This is a genomic window from Streptomyces sp. NBC_00019, from assembly GCF_045041015.1.
In the GTDB taxonomy this organism is placed as follows: Bacteria; Actinomycetota; Actinomycetes; order Streptomycetales; family Streptomycetaceae; genus Streptomyces.
This window is the reverse complement of sequence record NZ_CP108302.1, coordinates 1,733,837-1,746,493: the sequence shown is the minus strand read 5'-3', so window position 1 is coordinate 1,746,493 and position 12,657 is coordinate 1,733,837. Positions and strand designations below refer to the sequence as shown.

The window sequence follows — 12,657 nt, the reverse complement described above, 5'->3', positions numbered from 1 at the left end:
TGTGCGTTCCCCTCCGTCAGGGCTGTCCGCCCCGCTCCAACGGGATCCGTTCGCCCGCCTCGACCGCGACCGGCAGCCGGTTCTCCGTCGGCGGCAGCGGGCAGGTGGCCAGGTCGGTGTAGGCGCAGGGCAGATTCCCGGCGCGGTTGAAGTCGAGCGTGACCTTGCCCTCGGCGTCGGGAGCGGCGATCTGCAGGGAGCGGTTCGCCGTGTACGTCGTCACGCCCGAGGTCCTGTCCGTGAACAGCACCATCAGCGCGCCGGGCCCCCTGCCGTTGAACGCCGTGAGGCGGTGCCGCACGCCGTCCAGCTCGAACTCGACCTGGCCGGGGGAGTCGTACACGTGCTCAAGGCCCTCGACGGCGGCACCCACGGTCACCGGGCGCGGCTCGGCGAAGGGCAGGAAGCGGCCGGAGACCACCCAGCGCGGGTCGGGGGCGTAGGCCGGGGTCCGGGTGAAGGACGTACGCAACGGGTTGTCGGGATGGCGCGGGCGCACGATGTCGTGTCCGCCGCGCCTGGCGACCTCGATGACCGCGTCGCCCGCGCCCACGTACACGCTGTCCCGTTCCGCGACGACACCGAAGTCGTACCGGCCGCGCACCGGCTCCCCGTCGACGGTCAGCTCCTCGCCCTCGTCCAACTCGACCACCACCCCTTCGGCGGTGCTCGACCAGGCTCCGGGCGCGTCCTCGAAGCGCTCCGGTTCCGGGCCCAGCCAGTGGAGGCCGGTGATCGCGAGGAAGCCGTGCGGGCCGGAGAGCACGGCCTCCTTCTGCCGGTGCCACTCCTGCCATTCCTGTGCGAAGCTCACTCGGTCGACGTCCTGGACGGTCATGTCCACTCCCTCGCGCTGCGGTGGTGGTGCTCCGTGCAACCGCCGTACCGTCGCAGATCATCCCCAAACGGCAATCCGCGCGTGACCCGGCTCTCATGGCACGACGGAGACAATGCCGAGACGATGGTGGGCGTCACAGGCAGGCCGAAGGGATCCGGAATGCTCCGCAAGGTACTGGTAGCCAACCGTGGTGAGATCGCGATTCGTGCGTTCCGAGCCGGTTATGAGCTGGGCGCGAGGACGGTTGCCGTCTTCCCCCACGAGGACCGCAACTCGCTGCATCGGCTCAAGGCCGACGAGGCGTACGAGATCGGCGAGCCGGGACACCCGGTGCGGGCCTATCTCTCCGTCGAGGAGATCATCCGGGCCGCCCGTCAGGCGGGCGCCGACGCCGTCTACCCGGGCTACGGGTTCCTGTCCGAGAACCCCGAGCTCGCGCGGGCCTGCGAGGAAGCCGGCATCACCTTCGTCGGGCCCAGCGCGGAGATCCTGGAGCTGACGGGCAACAAGGCCCGTGCCGTGGCCGCCGCCCGCGCGGCCGGCGTGCCGGTGCTGGGCTCCTCCGAGCCCTCCAGCGACGTGGACGAGCTGGTGCGGGCCGCCGAGGACATCGGGTTCCCCGTGTTCGTCAAGGCCGTCGCCGGTGGTGGCGGGCGCGGTATGCGCCGGGTCGAGGAGCGCGCACAGCTGCGGGAGTCCATCGAGGCGGCGGCCCGTGAGGCGGCCTCCGCGTTCGGCGACCCGACGGTGTTCCTGGAGAAGGCCGTCGTGAACCCCCGCCACATCGAGGTGCAGATCCTCGCCGACGGCGAGGGCAACGTCATCCACCTCTACGAGCGCGACTGTTCCCTCCAGCGCCGCCACCAGAAGGTCATCGAGCTGGCTCCCGCGCCGAACCTCGACCCGGAGCTGCGCGACCGGATCTGCGCCGACGCCGTGCGCTTCGCCCGCGAGATCGGCTACCGCAACGCCGGCACCGTCGAGTTCCTGCTCGACCCGGCCGGCAACCACGTCTTCATCGAGATGAACCCGCGCATCCAGGTCGAGCACACGGTCACCGAGGAGGTCACCGACGTCGACCTCGTCCAGTCCCAGCTCCGCATCGCCGCCGGCGAGACCCTGGCCGACCTCGGACTGTCCCAGGAGACGGTCGTCCTGCACGGCGCCGCACTCCAGTGCCGTATCACCACCGAGGACCCCGCCAACGGCTTCCGCCCCGACACCGGCCGCATCAGCGCCTACCGGTCGCCCGGCGGCTCCGGCATCCGCCTCGACGGCGGAACCACCCACGCCGGTACGGAGATCAGCGCGCACTTCGACTCGATGCTGGTCAAGCTCACCTGCCGGGGCCGGGACTTCGGCACCGCCGTCAAGCGCGCCCGGCGTGCCGTCGCCGAGTTCCGGATCCGCGGTGTGGCCACCAACATCCCGTTCCTCCAGGCCGTCCTCGACGACCCGGACTTCCAGGCGGGCCGTGTCACCACGTCGTTCATCGAGCAGCGCCCGCACCTGCTGACCTCCCGCACCTCGGCCGACCGCGGCACGAAGCTGCTCACCTACCTCGCCGACGTCACGGTGAACAAGCCGCACGGCGACCGCCCCGAGCTGATCGAGCCCACGACCAAGCTCCCGCGTCAGACCGCCGAGGTGCCCCCGGCCGGCTCGAAGCAGCAGCTCACCGAGCTCGGCCCCGAGGGCTTCGCCCGCTGGCTGCGCGAGTCCCCGACCATCGGCGTCACCGACACCACGTTCCGCGACGCCCACCAGTCGCTGCTCGCCACCCGCGTCCGCACCAAGGACCTCCTCGCGGTCGCCCCGGTCGTCGCGCGCACCCTGCCCGAGCTGCTGTCCCTGGAGTGCTGGGGCGGCGCCACCTACGACGTCGCCCTGCGCTTCCTCGCCGAGGACCCGTGGGAGCGGCTCGCCGCGCTGCGCGAGGTCGTCCCCAACATCTGCCTCCAGATGCTGCTGCGCGGCCGCAACACCGTCGGCTACACGCCGTACCCGACCGAGGTGACCGACGCCTTCGTGCAGGAGGCCGCCGCCACCGGCATCGACATCTTCCGCATCTTCGACGCCCTCAACGACGTCGGCCAGATGCGTCCGGCGATCGAGGCCGTACGGGAGACGGGCACCGCGATCGCCGAGGTCGCCCTCTGCTACACCTCCGACCTGTCGAACCCGGACGAGCGGCTCTACACCCTCGACTACTACCTGCGTCTGGCCGAGCAGATCGTCGAAGCGGGCGCCCACGTCCTGGCCGTCAAGGACATGGCCGGACTGCTCAGGGCCCCGGCCGCGGCGACCCTCGTCTCCGCCTTGCGCCGGGAGTTCGACCTCCCCGTCCACATCCACACCCACGACACGGCGGGCGGCCAGCTCGCCACCTACCTGGCCGCGATCCAGGCCGGTGCCGACGCTGTCGACGGGGCGGTCGCCTCCATGGCGGGCACCACCTCGCAGCCCTCCCTGTCGGCGATCGTCGCCGCGACCGACTACTCCGCCCGCCCCACCGGCCTCGACCTGCGGGCCGTCGGCGACCTGGAGCCGTACTGGGAGAGCGTCCGCCGGATCTACGCCCCCTTCGAAGCGGGCCTCGCCTCCCCGACCGGCCGCGTCTACGACCACGAGATCCCCGGCGGCCAGCTCTCCAACCTGCGCACCCAGGCCGTGGCCCTGGGCCTCGGCGACCGGTTCGAGGACATCGAGGAGATGTACGCCGCCGCCGACCGCATCCTCGGTCACCTGGTGAAGGTCACCCCGTCCTCCAAGGTGGTCGGCGACCTCGCCCTGCACCTCGTCGGCGCGGGGGTCTCCCCACAGGACTTCGAGGCGACGCCGGACCGGTTCGACATCCCCGACTCCGTGATCGGCTTCCTCCGCGGCGAGCTGGGCACCCCGCCCGGTGGCTGGCCGGAGCCCTTCCGCAGCAAGGCACTCGAGGGCCGCGCCGATGCCAAGCCCGCACCGCAGCTGACCACGGAGGAGCGCGACGGACTGGAGAAGGACCGGCGCGTCACCCTCAACCGCCTGCTCTTCCCCGGCCCGACGCGCGACTTCGAGACGCACCGCCAGTCCTTCGGCGACACGAGCGTCCTGGACAGCAAGGACTTCTTCTACGGCCTGCGCCCGGGGAAGGAGTACGCCGTCGACCTCGAACCCGGCGTCCGTCTCCTGCTGGGCCTGGAGGCCATCGGTGAGGCCGACGAGCGCGGTGTGCGCACGGTGATGTCCACCCTGAACGGCCAGCTCAGGCCCATCCAGGTGCGCGACGCGGCCGTCGCCTCGGATATTCCGGTCACCGAGAAGGCCGACCGCTCCAACCCCGGCCATGTCGCCGCCCCGTTCGCCGGAGTCGTGACGCTCGCGGTCGTCGAGGGCGACGAGGTCGCGGCCGGCGGCACGATTGCCACCATCGAGGCGATGAAGATGGAGGCCGCGATCACCGCCCCCAAGGCGGGCAAGGTCTCCCGGCTCGCCATCAACCGCATTCAGCAGGTGGAGGGCGGCGATCTGCTCTTCGTGATCGGCTGACGGCCGCACGCGGTAGGGCGAGGACTCCGGAACCCGTGATCCGGGTCCTCGCCCCTAGCGCGCCGCGTCGCCGGTGTTGTCAACGTGCTCGTGCGACAGTCCCTCGGACAGATAGGTACCTTGACATAGGTATCTCTGCATACCCATAATCATGCGTGCCCCCGTCCAGCGCCTCCGCCCAGGAGATCGACCGCGTAGCCGCCGATCTCCTGCTGTGCCTGCCCGCGCTGCACCGGGCCATGGACCGGCGTATCGGCCAGGACTTCCCGCACCCCAAGCCGCCCGAGGCTCAACTGGCCCTGCTGTGGCATGTGCAGGCGAATGAGGGCGTCACGGTTCGCGAGGCCGCCGAGGCCCTGATGATGAAGCCGAACAACGTCAGCGCCCTGGTCTCGCAGCTCACCCAGCAGGGAGAGCTGGAGCGTCGGCAGGACACCGCCGACAAGCGGATCGCGCACCTGTATCTGACGGAGACCGCCCGGGAGCGGATCGCCCAGGTCGAGCAGCTCATGAGCGTCCATCTCGTGGACGCGCTCAAGGCGTTGACGGACGGGGAGCGCCGAGCGCTCGGTGCGGCGACGGGCGCTCTCAGTGCCTTGACCGGTCACCTTCGCGCCGCCCAGGGCTGACGTCCCGGGCGGCCTGCCCGTCTGTCCATCTGTCCCTGCCTTCTTCGCTGACTTCCTCCTTCTTCAGCATGATCTAGCGAGGAACCCCGGGCGTTCACGCCCGGGAGGAATCGCTTCTCTCGGCTGCTTTGACCCGCGCGGGCGCACGGGTCTGCGCTGTTGACCTCAGTCAGGACGCTTCTGGTTCGCGATGTACTCCTTCACCAGGGCGAGCGGTGCGCCGCCGCATGATGCGGCGAAGTAGGACGGAGACCAGAAGTGCTCGCCCCACAGGTACCGGCGGATGTGGCCGGGGAACTCCTGGCGCAAGCGGCGGGCGGAGACGCCCTTGAGGCTGCCGACGAGTCGGGAGATGGCGACCTTCGGTGGGTAATGCACCAGCAGGTGTACGTGATCGCGCTCGCCGTTGAACTCGCGCAGGTCCGCGCCGAAGTCCGCGCACACATCCCGCATGACCTCTTCGCAGCGCTTGAGGATGTCGTCGGTGAACGGTCCGCGCCGGTACTTGGGGGTGAAGACCAAGTGCGCATGAAGGGTGTAGACGACGCTACGGCCCCTGCGGATATCGGGGTTTGGTTCCCATCGAGGTGACATAGAGCAATGCTATATTCGTCCCCGTGAAGATCGTCGTGCAGGTGAAACTCGTGCCGGATGCCATCCAGGCGTCGGTACTCGAGTCGACCCTGCGCACGGTCAACGACGCCGCGAACTGGGTGTCGGAGGTGGCGTTCGAGCACGGTGTTCCGCGTGAGTACGAGTTGCGCAAGCACACCTACGCCGAACTCAAGGCCCGGGGCTTCGGGGCGCAGGCCGCGCAGCACACCATCAAGAAGGTGCGCGACGCCTACACCACACTCAAGGCCAACGTTCGGGCCGGGAATCTTGGGAAGGAAGGCTCCAAGCGCCGCCGTAAGGCGGAGTCCAAGCCGATCGTCTTCCGGCCCGAGGCCGCCCAGGCGTACGACGACCGGTGCCTTTCCTGGCAGTACGACCAGCAGACCGTGTCCATCTGGACCACTTCCGGACGGCTCAAGAGCGTCCGCTTTGTCTGCTCCGCCGACGCGCTCAAGACGCTCCGGGCGCACCGGCAGGGAGAGTCCGACCTCATCGAGCGTGACGGCGTCTTCTACCTGATCGCCACCTGCGAGGTACCCGAGGCCGAGCAGTACGGGCCGGACGGCTTCATCGGCGTGGACCTCGGCATCGCCAACATCGCCACCACGTCCACCGGCTACCTCGCCGCCGGGCGGGGGCTGGGCAGGTACCGCAAGCGACAGCTTGTCCTGCGTGCCAAGCTCCAGAAGAAGCGCACCAAGAGCGCCAAGCGGCGACTCAAGGCCCGTGCCCGCAAAGAGGCGCGGCACGTCGCCAACCAGAACCACATCATCTCCAAGACGATCGTGACCGAGGCTGAACGCACCGGGCGCGGCCTGTCCCTCGAAGAACTCAAGGGCATCCGCTCCCGGGTACGGCTCCGCAAGCCCCAACGGGTCGCACTCCACTCCTGGGCGTTCGCCCAGCTCGCAGACTTCATCGTCTACAAGGCCAAGCGGGCAGGCGTGCCCCTGGTCTTCGTCGATCCCGCGTACACGTCGCAGACATGCGCCGCGTGCGGCCACGTCGACAAACGCAACCGTGTCGACCAGGGGCTTTTCATCTGCCGGGGGTGCGGGGTCGTTGTCCACGCCGACCGGAATGCTTCCCACAACATCGCCACCCGTGGCGAGAGCGTGTGGAACGCGGGGCGTGAGTCACGCGTCCCTGCCACCCGATAGGGGTGTCTGGACGGAGGAGTCCAACCCGGCAGCCAGCCGGGCACTACCTCCAAGCCCGGTCCTTCAGGGCCGGGTCAAGTTGACAACAAGGACCTGGCTTCCCCATGCCCTCTTCCACCGCCGTCCCGGTCGGCGTGCCCGCGCGCCCCGACGAGGTCCGCCGCAGCCCCCGCTCCAACCCCTGGCTGACCCTGACAGCCGTCGCCTTCGGCCTGTTCATGGTCGGCCTCGACGGCTCGGTCGTGGCGATCGCCAACCCCGAGATCGGCCGCGACCTCAACGCCTCCACCGCCGACTTCTGTGGGCACCTCCCACGCCCTTAAGGCAGTGGGGGAGGGTCACCAACTCCTACCTGCTGGCCCTGGCGGCCGCCCTGATCCTCGGCGGCAAGCTCGGTGACCGTCTGGGACGGCGCACCTTCTACCTGATCGGCGTCGCCGGCTTCACCCTCGCCTCCGTCGCGATCGGGCTTGCCGGCTCGATCGAGGGCGTGATCGTCTTCCGCGCGGTCCAGGGCTTCTTCGGCGCCCTGCTGATGCCCAACACCCTCGGCCTGCTGCGCGCGGTGTTCCCGCCGAGGAAGTTCGGCATGGCAGTCGGCATCTGGGCCATGGTCTCGTCCGTGTCCACCGCGCTCGGCCCCATCGTCGGCGGTCTGCTCGTCCAGCACGTCAACTGGGAGTCCGTCTTCTACATCAACGCCCCCATCGGGGTGATCGCCCTCGTCTACAGCGCGCTCGTCCTGCCGCAGAGCAAGAACACCGCGGCCACGGGGGAGAAGTTCGACATCCCCGGCGTCGTCCTGCTCGCCGTGGGTCTGCTCGCCGTCGTGTTCGGCGTGGTCAAGGGCGAGACGTGGGGCTGGACTTCGGCCGGCACCCTCGGTGCGATCGGCGCGGGCGCGGTCGTCCTGCTGGTCTTCGGCCTCTACGAGACCCGCGTCGCCCACCCGCTGCTGCCCATGCGGCTGTTCCGCAACCCGGCCCTCACCGTGGGCACGGTCATCACCGCCGGTTCAGCGCCCGGTTCACCATGCCGCTGGGCATGCTGCTCCAGGCCGCCGCCATGTTCACCATGCTCACCTGGAGCGCCGACTCCTCGTACGCCACCATGTGGCCGCCCTTCATCGCGATGGGGCTGGGCGTCGGCATGGTGATGTCCGCCTCCTCGGAGGCCATCGTCGGCAACGCCCCGGTGCGGGACGGCGGTGTGGCCGGAGGTCTTCAGGCCACCGCGCTGCAGATCGGCGGCGCGCTCGGCACCTCGGTCCTGGTCTCCGTCATCAGCAGCCGGGTGGGGTCCACCCTCACCGGCGAACTGACCGACGCCGGGGTGCCCGCGCGGACGGCACAGGGGCTGGGCGAGGCCGAGGACGCGGTGGCCATGGGGGTGGCGCCCGTCTCCGACGCGATGCCGGTACAGCTGAAGGCCGCGGTGGTCGAGGGCAGCCACGGCGCGTTCATGAACGGTGTGCATACGGCGGTGCTGGCGACCGGGGTCCTCGCGGTGCTGGGTGCGATCGCGGCGGCGATCGGGGTGCGGCGGGCTCCGGCCGTGGAGCAGGGAGTATGATGCTTTAAGTCTCAAACACCTAGTGTGTCCCCGGATCGAGGTCCCCCCATGCACGTCGTCATCAGCGGTTCTTCGGGATTGATCGGCGGCGCCCTGGCCGCGTCGCTGCTGGACGACGGGCACCGGGTGACCCGACTGGTCCGCCGGGAGCCGCGGTCCCGCGACGACGGCAGCGCGGAGGCGCGGTGGGATCCGCAGGCGGATCTGCTGGATCCCACCGTGCTCGAAGGCGCGGACGCGGTGGTCGGGCTGGCCGGGGCCGGCGTGGGGGACCGCCGCTGGACACAGACGTACAAGAAGCAGATCCGTGACAGCCGCGTCCTCGGCACCACCGCCCTGGCGACGGCGATCACGGCCTGCGAGAAGCCGCCGCCGGTGTTCGTGTCCGGTTCGGCGGTCGGCTACTACGGCGAGACCGGCACGGCCGAGGTCGACGAGTCGGGCGCGCCCGGCCGGGACTTCCTGTCCGGCGTCTGCCAGGAGTGGGAGTCGGCCGCACAGGGCGCCGGCGCGGTCGGCACGCGGGTCGTGAACACACGCTTCGGCATCGTCGTGTCGCCTCGCGGCGGAGCGATGGGACGCTTGCTGCCGCTCGCCCGCGCGGGCCTCGGCGGGCGCCTCGGCAGCGGGGACCAGTACTGGAGTCACATCTCCCTGACCGACGCGGTCCGCGCCCTGCGCCACATCGTCGCCACGGACGGCATCACCGGACCCGTCAACATGACGTCCCCGCACCCCGCCACCAACCGCGACGTCACCGCCGCCGTCGGCAGGGCCCTGCACCGGCCGACCGTTCTCGCGGTGCCGGGCTTCGCCCTGCGGCTCGTCCTGGGCGAGTTCGCCGACGGCATCCTGATGAGCCAACGCGTGGTGCCGGGCGCCCTGCAGGCCTCCGGCTTCACCTTCGAGCACCCGACCATCGACGCGGCGCTCGCTTCCGCGGTCGGTCGAGAGGGAGTGGGCTGATCGAGTGGTGACGTTCTTGAGGCAGGCGTACGGTCGAACAGTGGACGCCACCGTTCACTGAAAGCGCGATATCTCATGACCAGCAACCCCCAGCCGACTTCCGCAGCTCAGGCCACCACCGGGAAATCAGGCGGTGGCGGAAACGGCATGGCGCTGCTGGTCATCGCCTCGTGTCAGCTGATGGTGGTCCTCGACATCACCATCGTGAACATCGCGCTGCCCGACATCCAGCGCTCCCTGGACTTCTCCACCACCAGCCTTGCCTGGGTGGTCAACGCCTACACCCTCACCTTCGGCGGTCTGCTGCTCCTCGGCGGCCGCGCCGGTGACATCCTCGGCAGACGGCGGGTCTTCATCTGTGGCGTCCTGCTCTTCGTCCTGGCGTCCCTGCTCGGCGGGTTCGCGCAGAACGAGGCCCAACTCCTGTCCGCGCGCGCCCTCCAGGGCGTGGGCGGCGCCATCGCCTCCCCGACCTCCCTCGCCCTGATCAGCACGACCTTCCGCGAAGGCCCGGAACGCAACCGGGCGTTCGGGGTGTTCGCCGCGGTCTCGGCGGGCGGCGGAGCGATCGGACTGCTCGCCGGAGGCATCCTCGTCGAGTATCTGAACTGGCGATGGGTGCTCTTCGTCAACGTCCCCATCGGACTGCTCATCGCCCTCGCCACGCCCCGCTGGATCAAGGAGTCCGAACGCCACCCGGGCCACTTCGACATCACCGGCGCACTGACCTCCACCGTCGGCATGGTGCTGCTGGTCTACGGGTTCATCAGAGCCGCCCAGGAAGGCTGGCGGGACGCGCTCACGCTGGCCTCGTTCGGCGCGGCCGTCGTCTTCCTCGCGCTGTTCATCATGGTCGAACGGCGTTCCCGGCAACCGATCACACCGCTGCACATGTTCGCCGACCGCAACCGCGCGGGCACCTACGGCATCATGCTGTGCCTCGCCGCCGCGATCTTCGGCATGTTCTTCTTCCTCACCCTGTTCGTGCAGAACGTCCTGGACTTCAGCCCGTTGGCCACCGGGTTCGCCTTCCTGCCGGTCAGCGCGGTCATCGCGGTCGGCGCCGGGCTGGCCTCGCGGTTCCTGCCCGTCTACGGGCCCAAGCCGTTCATGGTGGTGGGCGCGATCCTGGCCGCGACGGGACTGGCCTGGCTGACCCTGACCGATGTCCACTCCACCTACGCGGGCAGCGTCCTCGGACCGATCCTCGTCTTCAGCCTGGGCATGGGCATGGAGTTCGTCTCGCTCACCCTGATGGCGCTCTCCGACGTGCCCGTCCAGGAGACCGGCGCGGCCTCCGGACTCCTCAACGCCACGCAACAGGTGGGCGGTTCGCTGGGACTGTCCATCCTGGTCACGATGTTCGGCACGGCCAGCACCAACGAGGCGGAGAAGCAGGTCCCGCTCTTCCTGGAGCAGGCCACCCCGGCCGAACTCCTGCAGTTCAAGCGCACCGGGCAACTCCCCGGCCACTGGGGCGACGAGGTCCTGACCTCCGGAGTCTCGGCCGCCTTCGTCGTGGCGGCGATCTTCACCGTCGCCGCCGCGCTGATCGCCGTCTTCGCCATCCAGGTCCGCCCGTCCGACCTGGAACGCCTCAAGGGCGACGGCGTGCCCTCACCCCCGTGAGGCCGGCGTGGGGACAAGACCCAACCGCTGGGCGCGCAGCACCGTCCCGAGCCGGTCATGGGTGCCGAGCTTTCGGTAGACGTTCGCGACATGCTTGTGCACCGTCCGCTCGGATATGCCGAGGCGGCGGCCCATGGCGGCGGCCGTCAGCGCGTCGCCCAGCAGGAGCAGCACGGTCGACTCCCGCGGTGTCAGCCCCACGTCGTCGCCACTCGGCACGACCACCCGCTGCAGGAGCTGGCGTTGCTGCTCTATCCCCGCCAGCAGCGGCTGAAGCCGCCCCGCGACGACGACTTCCTCATCGGTGAAGTCCCGCCCGGAGCGGTAGACGATGCAGCCGGTGATCGGCGCCCTCGACTGCGGCAGCGGAATCCCCAACGCGTGGTCCACGTCCATGATGTCGTCGAGCAGCCGCGCGGTCGGGCTCGCGGACCACTCCCGCCCGGCCGCCCGACGCGCCGTCACCGGAGCCCGGTCCGGGCTCGCCTCGTAGCGCTCCGCGAGGGGATACCCGGCGCGCAGCAGCCCCATGGCCTCGTCCCCGAGCGCGTCGAACTCCGGGGCCACGCCCGGCGACAGACCCAGCGTGCCGCCGCTTTCGCTCCAGTCGTCCAGCTTGTAGATCAGGACCGGCCTCGATGAGGTCATCAGTCGGATTAGCTAACCGTAGTGGTTCCGTGGCAGAGTGTGACGCGCACGCCCGGCGCCCAGGCGACGTCGGGCACCCTCCCCGGTCAGGGCCTGCGTGTCTGGCCGGCCAGCGTCCGGAGGGACGTGCCACGCGGGCCGACGGACTCGTTCGTCGACACCAGGGCGCGAAGGCGATTGGCCTACATTCCTGAGCAACACCGGGAATCATTAAGCCAATCAGAGACGCTCGGAGGGGATGCCTTGTTCTCTCCTTTTCTCCGTGCTGACCGCCGGTACGAGGGACCGGCGGTCCGCACGGAGCTTCTCCTAGGGCCCGTCCGGCCGCACGGCGTCCGAGATGGACTTGACGCCACCGTGAGCCGTGAGACCGCCGTCCACCGGAATGTCCGTCCCGGTGATGAACGAGGACTCGTCGGAGATCAGGAAGACCACCAGCGGGGCGATGTCGTCGGCCCGGCCGCTGCGCCCGAGCGGCGTCTCGCGGATCGTCGTCTCACGGAACGCCTCGGTGGCCGCGGCCGTCATCTCCGTCTCGATGTAGCCCGGATGGATCGTGTTGACCCGGATGCCCCGCGGCCCCAGCTCCATCGCCGCGATCCTCGACACCCCGCGCAGCGCCCACTTGCTGGCCGTGTACGCGACCGGGTAGTAGCCGGTCAGCGCGGCGGACGAACCGACGTTGACGATCGACGAGCCCGGCGGCATCAGCGGGGAGAGCTGCTGGATGCCGAGCAGGGGACCGGTCGTGTTGACCGCCTGCACCTGCGCCATGTCCTCGGGGCTGACCTCCCCGAGCCGCCCGCGCTGGATGACGCCCGCGTTGTTGACCAGGCCGTGGACATGGCCGTACGTCGCTCTCAACTCGGCGGCCAGCTCGGCCCAGTCGGTCTCGTTGCTCACGTCGAGGCGACGGCAGCCGTCGCCCTCCGGCCGTACGTCGGTGGCGATCACCTCGGCCCCGGCCCGGGCCAGGGCGGCCGCCTCCGCGGCGCCCTGACCACGGGCCGCACCCGTGACGACCACGACTTTCCCGGACAGCCGGGATGTGCTCTCACTCATGCGG

The 12,657-nt window shown here is 70.1% G+C and carries 9 protein-coding genes and 1 pseudogene; 6 read left to right on the top strand and 4 right to left on the bottom strand.

The features are described from left to right. Window positions 1-16: 16 nt before the first annotated feature. On the bottom strand, window positions 17-838 hold the full coding sequence (locus OHU89_RS08480; RefSeq protein ID WP_405641359.1) for a DUF1684 domain-containing protein: 822 nt from the start codon (window positions 836-838) through the stop codon (window positions 17-19). Window positions 839-997: 159 nt separating this feature from the next. Here OHU89_RS08480 and OHU89_RS08475 point away from each other — a divergent pair, with 159 nt between their 5' ends. Both OHU89_RS08475 and OHU89_RS08470 read left to right on the top strand, forming a co-directional pair. Beyond that, window positions 998-4,372 (top strand): pyruvate carboxylase, encoded by a 3,375-nt coding sequence (locus OHU89_RS08475; protein ID WP_405641357.1) that lies wholly within the window; start codon window positions 998-1,000, stop codon window positions 4,370-4,372. Window positions 4,373-4,527: 155 nt separating this feature from the next. Then, the gene (locus OHU89_RS08470; RefSeq protein WP_405641355.1) at window positions 4,528-5,001 is read left to right on the top strand and encodes a MarR family winged helix-turn-helix transcriptional regulator; all 474 of its coding nucleotides are present in this window, start codon (window positions 4,528-4,530) and stop codon (window positions 4,999-5,001) included. A gap of 165 nt (window positions 5,002-5,166) precedes the next feature. Here the strand turns inward: OHU89_RS08470 and tnpA are convergent, their stop codons facing one another. Then, the gene (tnpA, locus tag OHU89_RS08465; RefSeq protein WP_266898953.1) at window positions 5,167-5,595 is read right to left on the bottom strand and encodes an IS200/IS605 family transposase; all 429 of its coding nucleotides are present in this window, start codon (window positions 5,593-5,595) and stop codon (window positions 5,167-5,169) included. 11 nt (window positions 5,596-5,606) lie between these two features. Between tnpA and OHU89_RS08460 the strand changes: the two genes are divergently transcribed. The 4 genes and pseudogenes from OHU89_RS08460 to OHU89_RS08445 all read left to right on the top strand — a co-directional run bounded on the left by OHU89_RS08460 (window position 5,607) and on the right by OHU89_RS08445 (window position 10,943). Then, a complete protein-coding gene (locus tag OHU89_RS08460) occupies window positions 5,607-6,776 on the top strand; it encodes an RNA-guided endonuclease InsQ/TnpB family protein (RefSeq protein ID WP_405654383.1) in 1,170 nt (389 codons plus the stop codon). Between the two features lie 104 nt (window positions 6,777-6,880). After that, window positions 6,881-8,348 (top strand): annotated as a pseudogene (locus OHU89_RS08455) (MFS transporter). Between the two features lie 48 nt (window positions 8,349-8,396). After that, entirely contained in the window at window positions 8,397-9,314 is a 918-nt protein-coding gene (locus OHU89_RS08450) for a TIGR01777 family oxidoreductase (protein ID WP_405641353.1), read from the top strand. Between the two features lie 75 nt (window positions 9,315-9,389). Continuing rightward, entirely contained in the window at window positions 9,390-10,943 is a 1,554-nt protein-coding gene (locus OHU89_RS08445; protein WP_405641351.1) for an MFS transporter, read from the top strand. Here OHU89_RS08445 and OHU89_RS08440 read toward each other — a convergent pair. Then, on the bottom strand, window positions 10,932-11,591 hold the full coding sequence (locus OHU89_RS08440) for a response regulator transcription factor (RefSeq protein ID WP_405641349.1): 660 nt from the start codon (window positions 11,589-11,591) through the stop codon (window positions 10,932-10,934). The genes OHU89_RS08445 and OHU89_RS08440 overlap by 12 nt on opposite strands. A 309-nt stretch (window positions 11,592-11,900) precedes the next feature. Next, on the bottom strand, window positions 11,901-12,653 hold the full coding sequence (locus tag OHU89_RS08435; protein WP_405641347.1) for an SDR family NAD(P)-dependent oxidoreductase: 753 nt from the start codon (window positions 12,651-12,653) through the stop codon (window positions 11,901-11,903). Window positions 12,654-12,657: the final 4 nt, after the last annotated feature.

Bases quoted from the DNA above. Each gene is read 5' to 3' on its own strand.
- OHU89_RS08480 (WP_405641359.1), bottom strand. From the start codon at position 838: ATGACCGTCCAGGACGTCGACCGAGTGAGCTTCGCACAGGAATGGCAG.
- OHU89_RS08450 (WP_405641353.1), top strand. From the start codon at position 8,397: ATGCACGTCGTCATCAGCGGTTCTTCGGGATTGATCGGCGGCGCCCTG.
- OHU89_RS08435 (WP_405641347.1), bottom strand. From the start codon at position 12,653: ATGAGTGAGAGCACATCCCGGCTGTCCGGGAAAGTCGTGGTCGTCACG.
- OHU89_RS08445 (WP_405641351.1), top strand. From the start codon at position 9,390: ATGACCAGCAACCCCCAGCCGACTTCCGCAGCTCAGGCCACCACCGGG.
- tnpA (WP_266898953.1), bottom strand. From the start codon at position 5,595: ATGTCACCTCGATGGGAACCAAACCCCGATATCCGCAGGGGCCGTAGC.
- OHU89_RS08440 (WP_405641349.1), bottom strand. From the start codon at position 11,591: ATGACCTCATCGAGGCCGGTCCTGATCTACAAGCTGGACGACTGGAGC.
- OHU89_RS08475 (WP_405641357.1), top strand. From the start codon at position 998: ATGCTCCGCAAGGTACTGGTAGCCAACCGTGGTGAGATCGCGATTCGT.